The following is an 18987-nucleotide window of genomic DNA, read 5'->3' as shown; positions in this document are numbered from 1 at the left end:
GTTCCTTTCGGGCTCGCGGAGAGCGGGCCCTTAAATGCAGCAGGGCCCGCAACGGATTCCCAATCTGTCTATCACAGGTGGCAGACAGCGTGTGGATTGTTCCGTGCGGGCCCTGGAGCGCTTAGGCGTGGAGCCGGCGGTTATGCGGCGACCAGGCGCTTCTCAACCTCCGAAGCGGAGGGGTTGGTAGCCGCGGTGCCGTCGGGGAAGAGGACGGTGGGGACGGTGCGGTTTCCTCCATTGAGCTGCTCGACGAGTTCGGCAGTGCCATCCACTTCTTCGATGTTGATCTCGGTGTAGCCGATGCCCTTGGCGTCCAGCTGCTTCTTCAGGCGGTTGCAGTAACCGCACCAAGTGGTCGAGAACATGGTGATGGTGCCGGAGTCGGGAGTGAAGTCCACAGAGCTCTCCTCAGTAGTGGTGGTTTGCACGGGTAATTCGTTGTTATCAACGGTAACCTGCCCCCTGATAATTCCCGTACGGCCGGGAAGCCGGGTTACGTCACGCGCATGCGCTGGTGCGATGTGGGAGGAGAGGGCAGACTGTTGGCATGTGTGGACGTTATGTAATGGCCCGTGCGGTGGGGGATCTGCTTGCCGATTTCGACGCCGAGCTGGAGAACGAGATCGCCCTGGAAAAGTCGTGGAATGTGGCACCCACCGACGCTGTTCCGATCGTGTTGGAGCGGCTTGTCGATGACAACCTGAAGCGGCAGCTCCACGTTGCCAAGTGGGGCCTGGTGCCATCGTGGGCCAAGGATCCCAAGGGTGGCGCCCGGTTGATCAATGCCCGCAGCGAGACCCTTTTGGAAAAGCCTTCCTTCAAGAAGGCTGCTGTTGCCCGGCGGTGCGCAGTTCCGGCCGATGGCTACTACGAGTGGAAAAAGGGTGAGGGGAAGAACAAGCAGCCCTATTACGTACACCCGGGGGATGGCCAGGGCCTGGTCTTTGCCGGGTTGTATGAATGGTGGCGGGACCAGTCGGCAGCTGATGATGATCCCGGTCGCTGGCTGCTGTCCATGTCCATCCTGACGGCGGACACCCCAACCGCCGAATCTGCCCGGACGCGTCGCAGTGCTTCGGTGTTTGACGAGCTCACTGCCCTCCACGACCGGGTTCCGCTGCCCATGGACACGGAGACCATGGAAGCCTGGCTGGATCCGCGGGAGAAGGATGCTGCGGGGCTGGTGGAGATGGTCCGTTCCAAGGCGCACGACGCCGCCTCCGGGTGGACGTTGGATCCTGTGGGCAGAGCCGTGGGAAACGTCCGCAATAATTCACCGGAGCTCATTGAGCCGGTGGAAGGCCTCTTCTGACGTCAGAGTGCTTCTGTTACCGGGACCCCGGATTGGAAGTCCCGGCCGTCCGCTTCGCTGAAGCCCGTCATCACATGGCCTTTGCTGAGCCCGTGGATGGCCGACATCGGGAAGTTTCCGGTGATGACGTTGCCGGAGTGCTCTACGCCCTTGATGTCGTAGTTTTCCTCGGCGCTCAGGGAGTGGTTGAAGGAGTAGAAGGAGATAGCCTCTCCATTCATGAATTCGATGCCGAGCCTACGCTGTGAGGAGTAATCCTCACTGGCAGCAACAAGGCCCACGACGTAAGCGCCGGAGCCTGGTATGTTCCCATCGATTTCAAACCTTGCCACCAGGTTGTCGTCCGATGCCGTGATGTTGACCTGCTTCAGGAGTGCGTCATTGGTACTCATGCCACAATCCTGCTCTGTGGACCCGCTGCCGTCCACCCCTTGACTTTCATCCTTCCAGCAGGCGCTGGATGTTCCGTGCCACAGATGCCCTGTCAATATCCTGGCCTTTGCGGGCAGTCAGAAGGTGCATGGCAAGGCCATCTCCGTAGTCGGCCACCGACTCGGCCCGTGCCCTGGCGTCGGGCACCTTCAGAAAGCCCAGGATGTGGGTCAGCCCGGCGAGCATCCGCTCGTGGCCGGCCGCTACGACCTCGGGCTGGTCCAGGGCAAACGCGAACCTCGCACGGGTGAGGTCTGCATTTTCCAGCGCCAGTCCCATGAGGGCGCCCGTGAGTTGGTCCGCCAAGGCCGCCACCGACGTCGGCGTCTCCCATCCGTCCTGCTGGAGCAGGAGGGTGTCCCGCTCTTCGACGCGGTCGACGGCGGCACTGACCAGTGCGGCGCGGTTGCGGAAATAGTTCGAGGTGGTTCCGACGGCCACGCCGGCTTGGGCGTCGACAGCCCGGTGGGTAAGTCCTTTGAGGCCTTTCGCCGCCACGACGGCGAGGGCGGCGTCGGCAAGTTCTGTTCGGCGGTCCGGCATGGCGAAAGTCTAGCCTCAAACCCTATCGCCACTACAAATGTAGTAGTACAGTGTGGCCATGGAAAAAGTGGACATCATCGGCAGCGGAATTGCCGGCCTGGCGCTCGCAGGCCGGCTGGACACCGGCCGGTTCGATGTCACGGTGTACGAGCAACGGCCGGAACTGCCCACAGTAGGAACGACCCTGGCCATGTGGAGGGAAGCCCAGGGGGCCTTGTCCGAGCTGGGAATTTTGGGAGCCGCCCGGAGCAGGGGAGCCATCATCAAAGCCGGAGCGCTCCGCAGCCCCTCAGGTGAGCCCATGCTGTCCATGGAAGGGGAGGGGCTCCTTGGGGTGTCACGGCCGGAATTGTTGAGGCTGCTGGACTCTGCCGTCCCGGAAGCCGTCCGCCGGGTAACTGGGCGCGTGGACCGACTCCCGGGTGACGCATGGCTGACTGTGGGGGCGGATGGGGTCAACAGTGTGGTCCGGCAGGCTTCCTGGGGATCGCGCAGCGCCGCCAGGCCCACGCCGTTCCTCGCTGTCCGTGGAGTCATTCCAGCAACTCCGTCCACCGAAGACATTGGCGAGTACTGGGGACACGGAGAGATTTTTGGATTGGCACCCACCGGGAGCGGAACCAACTGGTACGCCTCCTTCCGTTCGGACCTCGGCCCGGAGAAAGTGGACGTTGCCCAGGCTCTTGAACTGACACGGAACCGGTATGGCCACTACTCGCCTGCGGTAAGGAAGGTTCTTTCCTTGGCGTCGCCGGACAACTCCCTGGCCCAGCGGATTTGGACCACGCCAGCCCTGGGGCGTTATGCGCGGGGCAACGTGGTGTTGCTTGGGGATGCCGCCCACGCCATGACACCCAACCTGGGCCGGGGCGCCTGCGAAGCGTTGATCGATGCCGTGACCCTGGGCAAGCTCCTCAATGAAATGCCCAGGGATGCAGCACTCGCCACCTATGGCAGAAAGCGGATACTGCGGACCCAGCAACTTCGCCTGGCATCGTCAATGATGGGCAGCATAGCCCTCGCCCAGGGAATGCAGCCCTGGCGTGATGCCCTGCTGAAGCAGGCAGGCAAGCGGGTACCCCGGTCCAAGGGGAAGGCAGGAACTTCGAAGTAGGTTTTGTCCCGACCCCGGCGTAAACTGGATTTATTCGAACATACATTCGAATGCAAAATCCGGCGCAAACGAGGTGAGGATATGGGGCTGTTCAGCGAGTCCGTGGAGGTCGGCTGCACGGAAACAGGCCAGCCACGCACCGTCCACTGGAAAGGGACGCACTACACAGTCTCCAACGACCCCGTCCGGTGGTACGAGCGACGCCAATGGTGGCTGGAAGAAAGCCGCGCCCCCCTGGGTACCGGAGCAGGACTGGTGGACCACGAAATATGGCGCGTCCAACTCCACCCCCTGGATGCAGTTGCCCCAACTGCAGACCCCATCACCCTTGACCTTGTCCGCCATGTCAGCAGCGGACGATGGCGGCTCCTTCGCATCCACGACGCTGCGCCGGCACAGGCCGTAGAGCCTGACGAAGCAGCGTGAACCCTTGAGCTTCACCCACTTGCACGTCTCCACGGCTTTCAGTGCGCACTATGGCGTCTCCTGGCCCGACGAACTCGCCAAAACAGCCGCAGCAGACGGCGCCACGGCGCTCGCCTGCACGGACCGCGACGGCCTGTACGGCACCATCAAACACCTCAAAGCCTGCATGGACGCCGGCATCGATCCCATCGTCGGTGTGGACCTGGCTGTATTCGATGACGACGGCGACCACCGCACCCAGGTCGCGGGCCGCGTCGTCGTCCTCGCCCACGGAAACAACAACGGCGCCGGCTACCGGGCGCTCTGCCGCCTCATTTCCGACGCCCACGCACGCACCTCAGGCAAGGCCGGGGGAGCGATCCCCGCCGCAGTCACCCGTGGCGAACTGGCCTCAAGGACACTTGACCCCCACACCCTCAAACCCGTGCTGACAGTCATGATCGGACCGGACTCAGATGTGGGTCAGGCCATGGGAGGCAGAAAATACCTCCGGCCAAGAACACTCTTCAAACAATGGATCGACGCAATGCCGCCCGGCACCATCGTCACCGAAGTAGTCACCCACCTCAGCGCCCCTGGAGAACCGCTCAGCACCGCACACGCCGTGCGCATGCTCAAGCTCGCACTCGAATACAACATCCCAGCCGTCCTCAGCAACGCCGTGCGCTACTGTGCCCAGGACGGCGCAGCCACCGCGGACGTCCTGGACTCAGCCCGCACCCTCAAATCCCTCCCCGAACTCTCGGCAGCGCCCATGCTCCAACCAACAGGCCAAGGCTGGCTGAAAAACGCACACCACATGCACCAACTCGGCAAAGAAATCATGGCCGCGGCAGGGCAAGGAAAAGCGGACCTCCACAAACTGCTCGCCAACACCGAAGCGCTCGCTGACAAATGCCGCATCAACCCCATTCTGGACATGGGGTGGAAGAAACCCGTGGTTCCCGAAGCCTCCATCATCGGCATCGACTGCGACCCCATGGTGGAACTCACCCAGCGCTGCCAGTCCGGCATTACCAGAAGGTTCCCGGGCATCGCCGGACAAGCAGAAAAGCAGCTGCGCTCGCGGTTGGAGCATGAACTCGGCATCATCGCCCGGCTGGGTTTTGCCCCCTACTTCCTCACCGTTGCCGAGGTATCCAGGATGATCCTTGATATGGGCGTGAGGGTTGCTGCTAGGGGATCCGGTGCGTCCAGCCTGGTGAACTACCTGATCGATATCAGCCAGGTGGACCCGATCCGTCACGACCTCATCTTTGAACGATTCCTGTCAGGCCGCCGGTCCACCCTGCCCGACATTGATTTAGATGTTGAAAGCGCAGAAAGGCACAACGTCTATCGAAAGATTTTTGACCGCTTCGGAGCCGAGCGCGTCACCCTCATGAGCATGCAGAACGGATACAGGGCAAGGGGAGCTGTCCGGGACGCAGGCCTGGCGCTGGGAATGGATGATGGCGAGATCGGTGAAATTGCCAAACAGTTGTGGAGATTTTCAGCCCGCAAATTCCGTGAAGCACTGGTGGAGAAACCGGAACTACGCTCCTTTGCAGGCCGGGTTGAGCAAGGAGGCCTGGAAGAAAACCAGCAACTGGATCTCTTGGTGGACCTTACCGAAAGGTTGGACCGCTTGCCACGGCATATCTCCATGCATCCGTGTGGAGTGATTTTGGGAGATGCGACCCTCCTGGACCGCACCCCTGTGCAGCCCAGCGGATTGGGATTGCCCATGAGCCAGTTCGACAAACACGATATGGATCCCATGGGAATGCTCAAGCTCGATGTCCTGGGCGTGCGAATGCAAAGTGCCATGGCTTTTGCTGTCCGGGAAGTCATTCGCCTTCATCCCTCCAAAGCTGAAGTAGTGGCCGCCGGACGTCATCCTGTGGAACCTGGAGGAACAGGTCCGGACTATATTGCCGACGATGGCAGGATCGATCTCAATGCTGTCCCCTTCGACGACGAACCCACCTATGAGTTGATCCGCAGCACCCACACGCTGGGTTGTTTCCAGATTGAGTCCCCGGGACAGCGGGAGCTCATTGGAAAGATGGCACCCCGGGAATTCAACGACCTCATCATCGATATATCGCTCTTTAGGCCCGGGCCCATGAAATCAGATATGGTGCGGCCCTTCCTTGAGCACAGGCACGGGTTTGCTCCGGAGATCTATCCTCATCCGGACCTGAAGCCGGTTTTGCAGGAAACCCATGGGGTCACCGTGTTTCATGAGCAGATCCTGAAGACGTTTGATGTCATGACCGGATGCGGACTGGCAAGGGCGGATGAATTCCGCAGGGCTCTGGGAGATGAAGTACATGAGCCTGGAGTGGAGAGCTACTTCCGCCGGGAAGCCATCAGGAATTACCCGCCCGAGGTGGTAGACAAGGTCTGGGGAACCCTGAAGGCCTTCGGCAGTTTTGGCTTTTGCAAAGCACACGGTGCTGCCTTTGCCGTGCCCACCTACCAGTCGGCTTGGCTCAAGACCCATCATCCCGAGGCCTTCCTTGCAGGGTTGTGGGAACACGATCCCGGGATGTATCCCAAGCGACTCCTGGTAGCCGAAGCACGCAGGCTGGGTATCCCCATCCTCCCCTTGGACATCAACCGCAGCCATGCAGAATACCGTGTGGAGAAGATCCAGCAAGGTCCCCATCAAGGCAAACTTGGCATCCGCCTGAGCCTAACGGGAATTTATGGGCTGTCAGGGGCTGAGCTGAAAAGGATTGTGGCAGGCCAGCCCTACGATTCCCTGGCAGACCTGCGGGCCCGTGCGAGGGTGAGCAAGCCCAACATCAAGAGGCTTGCCCAACTTGGCGCATTTGATGCCCTCCATCAAGACTCCGGTGGAAAAGCCAACCGGGCAGACCTTGTGCAACACCTGCAGGCACTCCAAAACAGTCCCACCAAAAAAGCCATCGACGTTATTGAGGGGCAGTTGTCCTTTGCCTTGGGTGATGTTGAGCTAAGGAACCTGGCACCTGAACTTCCTGAACCCTCCATGGTGGACAACGTCAGGGCAGAGCTTGACTTGATGGCCGTCGATGTCAGCGAGCACCTCATGGACAGCCACCGGCCCTTGTTGGACAAGCTGGGTGTCACTACCGCGGATCAGCTCCTCGGTCTCCGCAATGGCACAGAAGTGTTGGTGGCAGGGGTAAGGATCGCAACCCAGACCCCGCCAATGCGCGGCGGCAGGCGCGTGGTCTTCATCAGCATCGATGACGGCACTGGCTGCGTGGATTCTGTCTTCTTCCATGAGGCCCAGGAAGAATCCGGGCCCCTGCTGTTTGGGACACGGTTGCTGCTGATCCGTGGAACCACCAGGCGGACAGGTCCCAAAGGCATCAGCCTCAGCGCCACCAAAGCCTGGGACCTGAGCCGGCCTGAAACCTTGCCCTTTACCGAGCTCCTGCCTGCCGGGGGCGATCCACCGGATGAATACACCCATCGAGGTGCTCTTCATGGCATCTCCAGGAACCTTGCCATCACTGGTTTGGGAAGCTGATGGACGGCTGCTTCAGGCGTCGGCGCGCTGCTTTGGCCGCCCCCGCGGAAGCAGATACGATTGACGGTGGCTGGCTGTGGTCCCCGTACGCCACAAGCTATGAAGCCTTAACCATGAATAGGAGACACCCGTGTCAGATGCCCAACAGATCACCCTCATCGTCGATGGCGAAGAGACCAAGGTGACGGAAGGGACGACCGGCGCGGAACTCTTCTTCGAGCGCCGCGACGTCGTTGTAGCCCGTGTCAATGGCGTTTTGAAGGACCTTGACCAGGTCCTCACTGAAGGTGCAGACGTCGAAGGCGTCACCATCGATTCCCCTGATGGACTCAACGTCCTCCGCCACTCCACCGCCCACGTTATGGCACAGGCAGTGCAGCAGTTGCGCCCCGACGCCAAGCTCGGCATCGGCCCGTACATCACTGACGGCTTCTACTTCGACTTCGACGTCGCTGAGCCGTTCACCCCGGAGGACCTGCGGACCCTGGAAAAGATGATGCAGAAGATCATCAACCAGAACCAGAAGTTCGTCCGCCGCGTGGTCACTGAAGAAGAAGCCCGCCAAGCGATGGCCAACGAGCCCTACAAACTGGAGCTGTTGGGAAAGAAGAACGACGCAACCGACGCCGCGGAAGGCGTCAACGTTGAGGTCGGCGCCGGCGACATCACCATTTACGACAATGTGGACCGTAAGAGTGGCGAGAGCATCTGGTGCGACCTTTGCCGCGGTCCCCACCTGCAGAACACCAAAATCATCTCCAACGCCTTCGCGCTCACGCGTTCTTCGGCGGCCTACTGGCTGGGCAACCAGAACAACCAGCAGCTCCAGCGCATCTACGGAACCGCCTGGCCCACCAAGGAAGCCCTCAAGGCCTACCAGGAGCGGATTGCCGAAGCCGAACGGCGCGACCACCGCAAGCTTGGCGTGGAACTTGACCTCTTCTCCTTCCCGGACGAGCTGGGATCCGGCCTTCCGGTGTTCCACCCCAAGGGCGGCATCATCCGCAAGGCCATGGAGGACTACTCCCGTCAGCGCCACGTGGATGCCGGCTACGAGTTCGTCTACACACCGCACATCACCAAGGGTCACCTTTACGAGGTTTCCGGACACCTTGACTGGTACAAGGACGGTATGTTCCCGGCCATGCAGGTGGACGCCGAATTCAACGAAGACGGCACCGTGCGCAAGCCGGCCCAGGATTACTACCTGAAGCCGATGAACTGCCCCATGCACAACCTGATCTTCCGCTCCCGCGGCCGGTCCTACCGCGAACTTCCGCTGCGCCTGTTCGAATTTGGATCGGTGTACCGCTACGAAAAGTCCGGCGTTGTGCACGGCCTGACGCGCGTCCGTGGCATGACACAGGACGATGCCCACATCTACTGCACCCGCGAGCAGATGAAGGACGAGCTCACCACTACGCTGAACTTTGTCCTGGGCCTCCTCAAGGACTACGGCCTGGATGACTTCTATTTGGAGCTCTCCACCAAGAACGAAGAAAAGTTCGTTGGTGACGACGCTGCCTGGGAGGAAGCCACCCGCACGTTGTCCGAGGTTGCCGCTGCCTCAGGTTTGGAACTGGTGCCGGATCCGGGTGGAGCTGCCTTCTACGGTCCCAAGATCTCCGTTCAGGCGAAGGATGCCCTCGGCAGGACCTGGCAGATGTCCACCATCCAGCTGGACTTCAACCTGCCCGAGCGTTTCGAGCTCGAGTACCAGGCTGCGGACGGAACCCGCCAGCGGCCCGTCATGATCCACCGCGCACTGTTCGGTTCCGTGGAACGCTTCATGGGTGTCCTCACCGAGCACTACGCCGGCGCTTTCCCGGCCTGGCTCGCTCCCGTCCAGGTGGTGGGCATCCCGGTGGCCGAGGCATTCAACGACTACATGTTCGACGTCGTGGGCCAGCTCAAGGCAGCCGGCATCCGGGCCGAAGTGGACATTTCCTCGGACCGCTTCCCCAAGAAGATCCGCACGGCCAGCAAGGACAAGATTCCCTTCGTCCTGATTGCCGGAGGTGAGGATGCCGAGGCGGGCGCAGTTTCATTCCGCTTCCGTGACGGCAGCCAGGACAACGGCGTGCCCGTGGCCGAGGCGGTCCGCAGGATTGTGGACGCCGTCAAGAACCGCGAGAGCTGACGGAACGGACGCAGAGACGGTGCAGGAGAACACAGGCGCGGCAGCTGGGATTCCGGACGACGCCGACGTAACCGATGATTTCGGACTGGCGGGCGTGCCGGACGCATTTCAGCGCCTGTGGACTCCGCACCGCATGGCCTACATCAAGGGCGGGCAGGATCAATTCAAGAACAAGGACGACTGCCCGTTCTGTGTGGGACCCACGCGCTCGGACGAGGAATCCCTGATCGTGTACCGGGGGAGGACCTGCTATGTGGTCCTCAACCTTTTCCCGTACAACCCGGGGCACCTGTTGATTTGTCCCTACCGCCACGTGCCCGACTACACGGACATCACTGTGGAAGAGACTGCCGAATTCGCCGAACTCACACAGACCGCCATGCGGGTCTTGAGGAAAGTATCCAACCCCAGCGGCTTCAACCTGGGCATGAACCAGGGCGTTACCGGCGGCGCAGGAATCGCCGCACATCTTCACCAGCACGTAGTCCCACGCTGGGGCGGGGATGGCAACTTCTTCCCGATCATCGCCCAGACCAAGGCCATCACGCAGACATTGGACGAAGTCCGCAAGCTCGTGGCCGAAGCCTGGCCGGGGGAGTCGAATGCTGAATAGGCATGCGCGCGGCTTTTTCACATCACTTTTCACACCCCTTGCCCGTTGGCTCCTCAAGATCGGGGTTTCCCCTGACGCAGTGACCATGGCAGGTACGGCGGGCGTGATCCTGGGCGGCTTGGTACTGTATCCGCTCGGCCACCTGTGGTGGGGCTCTGTAATGGTGGCGTTCTTCGCCTTCTCTGACGTCGTTGATGGCATCATGGCGCGGCTCCAAGGCAGGAGTGGCGGCTGGGGCAATTTCCTGGATTCCACCCTGGACCGTCTGGCTGATGGCGCGATCTTTGCCGGCATCACCATCTGGTTCTTCACCCATGGCGAGGATCCCGCGATCGGAACTGCCGCCGTCGTCTGCCTTGTCCTTGGCATGGTTGTCTCCTATGCCAGGGCAAAGGCGGAGTCCTTGGGATATCAGGCCAGCGTTGGCATCGCTGAGCGGGCCGAGCGTTTGGCGTCCGTTCTGCTCATCACCGGCCTGACCGGATTGGGGCTTCCGCCCGTGGTGCTGTTCGGGACCTTGATCCTGCTGGCGCTGGCCAGCGTTGTCACCATCATCCAGCGGATGTCCACCGTGCACCGGCAGGCCATGGCCGAGGCCGACGGTACTGCTGCGGGCTAGCGGCTAACAAGCCGCCTGTCCGCAGGGAACTGGCATACGACCAAACTCGTCCCCCGCGGGTTGTGCACCTGTCCTACCACGGCGTCCTTTGTTGCCCGTCGGAGCGGTAATGAATGTACTCCCACCATGGAACGTGCGACTACTATTACTAGTACTTGGTCACCTTGACCTGAAAACCCGGTGTGCTCTGATTGCGGTCGTGTGGCTGCGCGTGCCTCCGGCAAATAGGTCGTTTATCTACCCATAGGGGTTTTTGTGTCTACACCAGATGTAAGCAACGAAGCCGGTTCGTCCGCGAACAGCGTCACGGGCAGCAGCCGCGTTAAGCGGGGCATGGCTGAGATGCTCAAGGGCGGCGTCATCATGGACGTCGTTAACGTCGAACAGGCCCGCATCGCCGAGGATGCCGGTGCCGTCGCCGTCATGGCGCTCGAACGTGTCCCGGCCGATATCCGCGCCCAGGGCGGCGTGTCCCGCATGTCCGATCCCGACATGATCGATGCGATCATCGCCGCCGTGTCCATCCCGGTCATGGCCAAAGCTAGGATCGGCCACTTCGTCGAGGCCCAGGTCCTGCAGTCCCTCGGTGTTGACTACATCGACGAGTCCGAGGTCCTGACTCCGGCGGACTACATCAACCACATCGACAAGTGGAACTTCACCGTTCCCTTCGTCTGTGGTGCCACCAACCTTGGTGAGGCATTGCGCCGCATCAACGAGGGCGCGGCGATGATCCGTTCCAAGGGCGAGGCCGGTACCGGGGATGTTTCCAACGCCACCGGGCACATGCGCAAGATCCGTTCCGAGATCGCCAAGCTCGCTGCCCTGCCCGAGGACGAGCTCTATGTTGCGGCCAAGGAATTGCAGGCCCCGTACGAGCTGGTCAAGGAAGTTGCCGCCACCGGCAAGCTGCCCGTGGTGTTGTTCACCGCCGGTGGCATCGCCACCCCGGCTGATGCTGCCATGATGATGCAGCTCGGCGCCGACGGTGTGTTCGTTGGTTCCGGTATCTTCAAGTCGGGCAACCCGGCCGAGCGCGCCGCCGCCGTCGTGAAGGCCACCACGTTCCACGACGACCCGGATGTCATCGCCAAGGTCTCCCGCGGCCTGGGCGAAGCCATGGTGGGCATCAACGTCGACGACATTCCCCAGCCCCACCGCCTCGCAGAACGCGGCTGGTAAGAGTTAACCGTACGGCGGCGGCCGGTCACCTTCCGAGGTGACCGGCCGCCGTCGTTTCTATTCCAGTCCCCGTCGTTTCAGGAGGGGTTCCAGTTCTGCGTCGCGGCCCCGGAACGCCCGGAAGGACTCCAGGGGATCACGGCTGTTGCCCCGTGAGAGGAGTTCGGATCGGAAATGGGCGCCGTTGGCCCGTGTCAGGCCGCCGTTCTCCTTGAACCATTCCACAGTGTCCGCATCCAGTACTTCGCTCCAAATGTAGGAGTAGTAGCCGGCTGCGTAGCCCGCGCCGGCAAAGATGTGCTGGAAGTAGCCGGTCCGGTACCGCGGTGGAATCAGCGGATGGGCAACGCCGGCCCCGGCAAGGGCCTTGGCTTCGAACGCTATGACGTCCTCTGGAACGTCCGCCTCAGCCAACACGTGCCAGGCCAGGTCCAACAGGGCAGCTGCAAGGTACTCGGTGGTGGCGAATCCTTCGCCCCACAGCAGTGAGTCATTGAGTTTGTCCACGGTGGCCTGGGGGAGGGGTTCCCCGGTGGAGTAATGACGGGCGTAGTTGGCCAGGACTTCGGGCCACATGATCCACATTTCGTTGACCTGCGACGGGTACTCCACAAAGTCCCGGGGAACGGATGTGCCGGAGAAGCGCGGGTAAGTGACCTCGGAAAACAGCCCGTGCAGTGCATGGCCGAACTCATGGAATACGGTGCGGACCTCGTCGAGGGTCAACAACGTGGGCTCGCCGGGAGCAGGTTTGGTGATGTTGAGGTTGTTGATCACCACCGGCTTTGTTCCCAGCAGGCTGGACTGTTCCACCAGGGAATTCATCCACGCGCCACCACGTTTTGAAGCACGGGTGTAGTAGTCGCCCAGGAACAGTCCGATTCCGTGCCCATCCTCGTCACGCACTTCCCAGATGCGCACGTCCGGGTGGTAGCCATTAAGGTCGGACCGCTCGTGGAAGGTGATGCCGTACAACTGGGTGGCAGCATGGAAGACGCCGTCTGAGAGGACACTTTCCAAGCTGAAATAGGGGCGCAGCGCTTGCTCGTCAACTTCGAACTTCTCCTTACGGACCCTGGCGGAGTAGTAGGCCCAGTCCCATGGCTCCAGGTCATGCCCGGCGGAAGCGGCCAAGGCCTCGGCCATGGATTGCGCGTTCCGGACCGCGGCAGGGGCCAGCCGGCCAAGCATGGCCTCCACATCGCCGAAATGTGGTGCGGTCTGTTGGTCCACTACAAGCTCGGCATAATTCGTGAAACCCAGAAGGCGTGCCTTCTCCGCGCGCAGCCGGACAGTAGCAGACACGAGGTCCCGCACGTCCATGGCCCCACCGCTGATGCCGCGTGCCAGGGACGCTTCATACAAACGACGCCGGATGGCCCGGTTCTCCAGCGACGCGATAGCGGGCTGGTTGCTGGGCTGGATGAGTGTCAGCAGGTACTTGCCGTCGTGCCCTGCCGCTTTTGCTGCCTCGCTGGCCCCTGTGACGTCTTCGGCCGGCAGCCCGGCCAGGTCTCCGGCGTCGTCGAGCAGGAGCGCAGCGGACTTCATGCCGTCCTTGACCCGCTGGCCGAATTCGGTTCCCAACCGCGAGAGTTCTGCGTTGACATCCCGCAGGCGTTGTTGTCCAGGGGCATCAAGCTGGATCCCGGACTGCCGGAACTCCTTCAGGTATTCTTCGACCAACCGGGAGGATTCCGGGTCGAGATCGGAGACGTCGATAGCGGCGAACCGTTCATACAGGGCACGGTTCATGTACACGGCGTCCTGGTGCGCTGAGAACTTGGGTGACAACCCGGTCTCCAGGGCCTTGATGTCATCGGAGGCATCGGCCGAAACCACAGTGAAAAACGCTGCAGCAGCCCTGTCCAGAAGGAGCCCGGAGCGTTCCATGGCCACGGCCGTATTCTGGAAGGTTGCCGGTTCGGGGTTGTCCGTGATGGCTTGGATGTCCTGCAGGTGGCTGGCCAAACCGGCATCGACAGCTTCGGCGTAGTGCCCAGGGGTGAGGCTGGCGAACGCCGGAAGTCCATACGGCAGGGGGCTGGGGCTCAGGAGGGGATTGGTCATGAAGTGACTCTTTCACGTAAGAATCGTGTCCTCAAGAGCGGCACGCCCGGGCGTGCAGCTCATCCGCCGTAGGATGAAAACCATGGGGAACATCACATCTGCGGCAGAACGGATCCGTCGTTCACGGGCCATGCTCGTGACAATCACCGCGTTGGCTGCATTGTCGCTGGGCGCCTGTGGCGTCATTGCCGAGACTGATAACCAGGACCGCAGCGCGGCGGCCTCTGCTCCCGCGTCGGAGTCCCCAAAGCCAACCCGCACTCCGGCGCCTAACCCCACTCCCGGCAAAGGCCCAGCGTGCCCCGCACTTCGTTGCACCTCCATCACCGTGACCGGCGACATGCTGGTCCACACCCAGTTATGGCAACAGGCAAGGGCCGACGCCGCGGCGGCCGGCCTTCCCGGGTACACATTCGTGCCCCTCCTTGAAGGACAGCGGCGCTATATCCGCAACAGCGACCTCGCCATCTGTCATCAGGAAACACCGGTGGCGACGCCCGAAGGGCCCTTCTCGGCCTATCCGTCCTTCAACGTCCCGCCGCAGATCATCACCGCCTCCAAGGAGGTTGGCTACCAGGCCTGCACCACGGCTAGCAACCACACCATTGACCGAGGGACCGACGGGCTTCTTCGGACGCTCGATGCCCTGGACGCAGCCGGACTCAAGCACACAGGCTCCTACCGGACCGAAGCGGAGTCCAAGGAAATCCTGATGCTCCAAACGGAGGCTGCCAAGGTGGCAGTCATCATCGGTACCTACGGCCACAACGGCCAGATCCCCGAGTACCCGTGGCTGGTGGACGAGCTTGATCCCGCAGCCATGATCGCCAAGGCAACGCAAGCCAAGGCGTTGGGAGCGGACATCGTCCTGGGAGTAATGCACGCAGGCGACGAATATGCCAGCGAAGCCAATGCCCAGCAGCAGGATGTTGCGCACGCGTTGGTGGACAGCGGGCAGTTCACCATGATCTACGGGCACCACACACACTCTGTGCTGCCGATCGAAAACTACAAGGGCACGTGGATTGTGTACGGACTGGGCAACGGTGTCACCGAGCTGTCGCCCTGGTACGTACTCAATAACGAAGGGCTGCTGGTGAGGGCCCAGTTCAGCCAGAACGCCGCCGGTGCGTGGACCGCCTCGGACCTTGCCTGGGCACCTTCGGTGATTGTCCGCGATCCCTACCGATGGTGCTCAGTGGCCAGCGACGCTCCACAAGGAGTCTGCGCATCACCGGCAGCCGACGCTGCCACTTACCAACGAACCAAAGAAGTGGTTGAGTCCATGGGCGCCGCGACGGCAGGCGCGCATGAACTGCTGATCACCAAGGAGAAGTAGCGCCTACCGCGGCCGGCGGGTGGCGTGTTCGCGCGCGAGGCGGGCGTAGTCGTCGTCGGGCTTCCCCGGTATGAAGGTGCCGTACTTGCGCTCGGCCGCCGTTCGGATGAGGAAGTCGGCTATCGCGGGGTTCTTCGGCAGCAATGAGCCATGCAGGTAACTGGCCACCACATTGTTGTAGCGCGCACCTTCGTGCCCGTCCTTGCTGTTGTTACCGGCACCTTTGGTGACGGTCCCAAGAGGTTCGACGCCGGGACCCAAGGTGGTCTGTCCGCTGTGGTTTTCGTAGCCCAGAATGTCTCCGAACTCGGTGGACTTCATGATCACGTTTCCAATAAGCCGCTCATCCGTGCCGTGGGTTTCGACGTCGAGGATGCCGATTCCGGGAATGATCGGTCCAGCGCTGGTTTTGAAGAACTTGCCGAAAAGCTGGTAGAGGCCGCAGATCACCAGCATGGGGGCACCGCCATCAGCCAGTTCCCGGAGGTGCTCCGCCCGTGCCTGGAGGTCGTCCTGGATGACAAGCTGTCCGCTGTCCTGTCCGCCTCCACCGACCACAATGTCAATGTCCTCGGGAAATTCGTCACCCACGTTGTACTCCAGCAGCTCCGGTGTGTAGCCGTGCCACTTGATGCGCTGCTGGAGGACCAGGGCGTTGCCCCAGTCGCCATAAATGTTCATCTCGCGGGGGTAGAGCTGGAGGACGCGGAGGGTCCCCTTCCCGGGCTGTGGCGATTCGGGCTGTGTCTGCGGCGTTGGCTGTACTTCCGAGGTCATGAGACCACCTCAACTATGGTGATTTTGGCGAGTTCGCGACGGATCGCGAGCATGGAGGTGTACGTGCAGAAAATTCGTTTGGGTTTGCCGCGGGAGCCGTTGATGAAGGTGCGCAGGGCGGCGGTGATGTCCGGTTCCACCACGCCGAAGGGGACTTCGTCGTACTGCAGCCGCAGCGCCATGTCGTAGGCGCGGACGCCCGTGAGGACTTCCACGCCATCCTCGCGCAATGACTCGAACTCCACGTCCCAAAGCCAGGACATGTCCCTGCCGTCCGCGTAGTTGTCATTGATGGCAATCATGGTGGCGTAGCCACCGGCAGGGAAGGACTTGAGCCCGAGCCGGAATCCACTGGGGTTTTTCACCAGGACAAGTTCCAGGGGTTGACCATCCACGGTGAGGCTTTCGCCGCGGCCAAAGGCGGGAGCTACTTCACCCAGGGCTTTGACAAGTTTGGGAGTGTCCACGGGGCCGGTGCCGAGGACCGCGCGCGCCAGCGACAAGGCGGCAGCAGCGTTGAAGATGTTGTAAACCCCACGCAACTTCATCGCGGTACTGACGGTTTCGCCGTCGAACTCGAAATCGGCGTCCTGCGCGCCCACCCGGCGGAGCACGACGTCGGCGTCCGGCAGTTCTACCGGCTCGCCTTCCGCAGCGGCCACCGGAGTTCCCGACGGCGACGGGCCGGAGCCGGTGGTTCGCATTTCGTCGTCGTTCGGGAAAGTGCTGCGCAGCGATTCATCGAGGCCGAAGTACCGAACGGCGGGGTGGTGAAGTGCGTCAACGTCGTGAAGGACCTTCGCGATCCGGGCCACGCGGGGATCTTCACGGTTCAGGATCACAGTATCCGTGGTTCTGGAGGCGATGTGCTCCAGTAAGCGGGCAGTCTTATCGATTTCGCCAAAGCGGTCCAATTGGTCACGCAGGACATTGAGCAGGAGGCTGAACCGGGGCTCAACCTTGTTGACGAAATGCACGGCATGCGCTTCGTCGAGTTCCAGGATGGCGATGTCGGCATCGAGCCGTCCGCGCCAGTCAACTTCGCCGAGGAGGGAGGCGGCCACGCCACGGGTGAAGTTGCTGCCGGAACGGTTGGTGAAGACCTTCAGGCCTTGGCTTTCGAGGAGTTCCACCACCATCTTGGTGGTGGTGGTCTTGCCGTTGGTGCCACTGACCACGGCCACGCCGTGGGGGAGTGAGGCCAGCGTTCGCTGCATGAAGCCGGGGTCGATTTTCTCAACCACCAGGCCGGGAAAAGCTGATCCTCCGCCCCGAAGCCGGGACAGTGTGCGGACCAGCTTGCCGAGGGGGACGCTGAAGGAAAGCATGCTCTGTAATATATCCCAGTCATGGCATGGAACCCGGACTGACGGGACTCCCCGGTGGTCGCAGAAGACGCCGCGGCAGGCGCAGCGCACTATGATGGATCAATGACCAACCCCCTTTCCGACGCTTCATCGCGCGTGGGTTCAGGACTCAGGATCGGCGTTCTGGCACTCCAGGGCGACTTCCGCGAGCACATCCACGCTGTGGAGGCCGCTGGAGCCGCCGGCGTGGGCATCCGCCGTCCGTCCGAGCTGGACGATGTTGACGGCCTGATCATCCCCGGCGGCGAATCCACCACCATCGACAAACTGTCACGGATTTTCGAACTGCGCGATCCGATTCAAAAGCGCATCGCAGACGGGCTTCCCGTGTACGGCTCCTGCGCCGGAATGATCCTGCTGGCCGATGAGATCGCCGATCCCGCCAAGGACCTTAACGGAAATCCCCAGCAGACTTTCGGCGGCCTGGACATCACTGTGCGCCGGAACGCTTTTGGGCGCCAGCGTGAATCCTTCGAAACGGATCTCGATTTCAAGGGCCTGGACTTCAGCGCCGGGGAGTCCGGCGTGGATCCCGTTCACGCTGTCTTCATTCGCGGTCCCTGGGTGGAACGGGTAGGTCCGGACGTCGAAATCCTGGCGCAGGTTGATCCCGACCACGCCAGCCACACAGCTGCTTTGCACGGAGTGGCTAGAATTGTTGCAGTGCGCTCCGGCCACCTGCTGGCCACCTCTTTCCATCCGGAAGTGACTGGGGAGAAGCGCGTGCATGAACTCTTTATTCGAATGATCAGAGGAGAAGCGTAAAGCATGTCAGGCCACTCCAAATGGGCGACCACCAAGCATAAGAAAGCCATTATTGATGGCAGGCGTGCAAAGTCGTTCGCAAAACTGATCAAGAACATTGAAGTTGCTGCCCGAATGGGAGGTCCGGACCTCGCCGGCAACCCCGGCCTGGAATTGGCGGTCACCAAGGCAAAGAAGACCTCGGTACCCAACGACAACATTGACCGCGCCATTAAGCGTGGTGCCGGCCTCACTGGTGAGGTAGTCGACTACACGGAAATCATGTACGAAGCACGCGGTCCGCAGGGCTCTGCTCTGCTGATCGAATGTCTGACGGACAACAAGAACCGGGCAGCTTCGGAAGTCCGCCTTGCCATTTCGCGCAACGGCGGCACCATTGCCGACCCCGGTTCGGTCAGTTACCTCTTTGCCCGCAAGGGTGTTGTGGTCCTGCCGAAGAACGGCCTCAGCGAAGACGACATCCTGATGGCTGTCCTGGAAGCTGGCGCTGAGGAAGTGAAGGACAGCGGCGAGAACTGGGAAATCCACTCCGAGCCCTCGGACCTCCAGACCATCCGCGACGCTCTCAAAGACGCCGGCATCGACTACGAAACTGATGAGGCCGAATTCGTTCCGTCCATGCAGGTGGAACTCGATGTCGATGGTGCCAGGAAGTTCATGAAGCTCGTCGATGCACTGGAAGACCTGGACGACGTCCAGAACGTCTACAGCAATGCGGACTTCAGCGAGGAAGTGCAGGCTGCCCTCGACGCCGACTAGGCGGGGCAGCAACCAATGTTG

The 18987-nt window shown here is 61.7% G+C and carries 17 protein-coding genes; 11 read left to right on the top strand and 6 right to left on the bottom strand.

Going from position 1 to position 18987, the window contains the following annotated elements:
• Positions 1 to 140: 140 nt before the first annotated feature.
• Positions 141 to 401 (bottom strand): mycoredoxin, encoded by a 261-nt coding sequence (locus QEH68_RS11860; RefSeq protein WP_024816868.1) that lies wholly within the window; start codon positions 399 to 401, stop codon positions 141 to 143.
• Positions 402 to 568: 167 nt separating this feature from the next.
• Between QEH68_RS11860 and QEH68_RS11855 the strand changes: the two genes are divergently transcribed.
• On the top strand, positions 569 to 1315 hold the full coding sequence (locus QEH68_RS11855) for an SOS response-associated peptidase (protein ID WP_280628004.1): 747 nt from the start codon (positions 569 to 571) through the stop codon (positions 1313 to 1315).
• A 2-nt stretch (positions 1316 to 1317) separates the two neighbouring features.
• Here QEH68_RS11855 and QEH68_RS11850 read toward each other — a convergent pair whose 3' ends face one another.
• Both QEH68_RS11850 and QEH68_RS11845 read right to left on the bottom strand, forming a co-directional pair.
• The gene (locus QEH68_RS11850) at positions 1318 to 1707 is read right to left on the bottom strand and encodes a hypothetical protein (protein ID WP_089595262.1); all 390 of its coding nucleotides are present in this window, start codon (positions 1705 to 1707) and stop codon (positions 1318 to 1320) included.
• 46 nt (positions 1708 to 1753) lie between these two features.
• Positions 1754 to 2290 carry a TetR family transcriptional regulator gene (locus tag QEH68_RS11845; protein ID WP_280622946.1) on the bottom strand — a complete coding sequence of 179 codons (537 nt, stop codon included), beginning with the start codon at positions 2288 to 2290 and terminating at the stop codon, positions 1754 to 1756.
• 52 nt (positions 2291 to 2342) lie between these two features.
• Between QEH68_RS11845 and QEH68_RS11840 the strand changes: the two genes are divergently transcribed.
• From QEH68_RS11840 to pdxS, 7 genes are all read left to right on the top strand, one after another.
• On the top strand, positions 2343 to 3404 hold the full coding sequence (locus tag QEH68_RS11840) for an FAD-dependent monooxygenase (RefSeq protein WP_280622945.1): 1062 nt from the start codon (positions 2343 to 2345) through the stop codon (positions 3402 to 3404).
• An 81-nt stretch (positions 3405 to 3485) separates the two neighbouring features.
• Positions 3486 to 3830, top strand: a complete 345-nt coding sequence (locus tag QEH68_RS11835; RefSeq protein ID WP_207593700.1) for a DUF6504 family protein — start codon at positions 3486 to 3488, stop codon at positions 3828 to 3830.
• Positions 3831 to 3834: 4 nt separating this feature from the next.
• Positions 3835 to 7335, top strand: a complete 3501-nt coding sequence (gene dnaE / locus QEH68_RS11830; RefSeq protein ID WP_280622944.1) for a DNA polymerase III subunit alpha — start codon at positions 3835 to 3837, stop codon at positions 7333 to 7335.
• Between the two features lie 130 nt (positions 7336 to 7465).
• A complete protein-coding gene (gene thrS, locus QEH68_RS11825) occupies positions 7466 to 9475 on the top strand; it encodes a threonine--tRNA ligase (protein WP_207593698.1) in 2010 nt (669 codons plus the stop codon).
• Between the two features lie 19 nt (positions 9476 to 9494).
• Positions 9495 to 10088, top strand: a complete 594-nt coding sequence (locus QEH68_RS11820) for an HIT domain-containing protein (protein ID WP_207593697.1) — start codon at positions 9495 to 9497, stop codon at positions 10086 to 10088.
• Positions 10078 to 10707 carry a phosphatidylinositol phosphate synthase gene (gene pgsA, locus QEH68_RS11815; RefSeq protein ID WP_280622943.1) on the top strand — a complete coding sequence of 210 codons (630 nt, stop codon included), beginning with the start codon at positions 10078 to 10080 and terminating at the stop codon, positions 10705 to 10707. The genes QEH68_RS11820 and pgsA overlap by 11 nt, the downstream gene beginning before the upstream one ends.
• A gap of 255 nt (positions 10708 to 10962) precedes the next feature.
• Positions 10963 to 11889, top strand: a complete 927-nt coding sequence (gene pdxS / locus QEH68_RS11810) for a pyridoxal 5'-phosphate synthase lyase subunit PdxS (RefSeq protein WP_017197521.1) — start codon at positions 10963 to 10965, stop codon at positions 11887 to 11889.
• 57 nt (positions 11890 to 11946) lie between these two features.
• On the opposite strand, the gene QEH68_RS11805 is transcribed toward pdxS, so the two are convergent.
• Positions 11947 to 13959, bottom strand: coding sequence for a M3 family metallopeptidase (locus tag QEH68_RS11805; protein ID WP_280622942.1), 2013 nt, complete (start codon positions 13957 to 13959; stop codon positions 11947 to 11949).
• A gap of 73 nt (positions 13960 to 14032) precedes the next feature.
• On the opposite strand from QEH68_RS11805, the gene QEH68_RS11800 reads away from it, so the two are divergent.
• On the top strand, positions 14033 to 15298 hold the full coding sequence (locus tag QEH68_RS11800) for a CapA family protein (RefSeq protein ID WP_280628003.1): 1266 nt from the start codon (positions 14033 to 14035) through the stop codon (positions 15296 to 15298).
• A 3-nt stretch (positions 15299 to 15301) separates the two neighbouring features.
• Here the strand turns inward: QEH68_RS11800 and QEH68_RS11795 are convergent, their stop codons facing one another.
• Both QEH68_RS11795 and QEH68_RS11790 read right to left on the bottom strand, forming a co-directional pair.
• Positions 15302 to 16075 carry a glutamine amidotransferase gene (locus QEH68_RS11795; protein ID WP_280622941.1) on the bottom strand — a complete coding sequence of 258 codons (774 nt, stop codon included), beginning with the start codon at positions 16073 to 16075 and terminating at the stop codon, positions 15302 to 15304.
• A complete protein-coding gene (locus tag QEH68_RS11790) occupies positions 16072 to 17403 on the bottom strand; it encodes a Mur ligase family protein (RefSeq protein WP_280622940.1) in 1332 nt (443 codons plus the stop codon). The genes QEH68_RS11795 and QEH68_RS11790 overlap by 4 nt, the downstream gene beginning before the upstream one ends.
• 102 nt (positions 17404 to 17505) lie before the next feature.
• Here QEH68_RS11790 and pdxT point away from each other — a divergent pair, with 102 nt between their 5' ends.
• Entirely contained in the window at positions 17506 to 18207 is a 702-nt protein-coding gene (pdxT, locus tag QEH68_RS11785; RefSeq protein WP_207593691.1) for a pyridoxal 5'-phosphate synthase glutaminase subunit PdxT, read from the top strand.
• Positions 18208 to 18210: 3 nt separating this feature from the next.
• Complete coding sequence (locus QEH68_RS11780; RefSeq protein ID WP_280622939.1) at positions 18211 to 18966, top strand: YebC/PmpR family DNA-binding transcriptional regulator; 756 nt, start codon at positions 18211 to 18213, stop codon at positions 18964 to 18966.
• Positions 18967 to 18987: the final 21 nt, after the last annotated feature.

The organism is Paenarthrobacter sp. OM7 (genome assembly GCF_029873575.1).
GTDB lineage: Bacteria > Actinomycetota > Actinomycetes > Actinomycetales > Micrococcaceae > Arthrobacter.
Note: the sequence above shows the minus strand (reverse complement) of the source record. Positions and strands in the feature narration are given on the sequence as shown.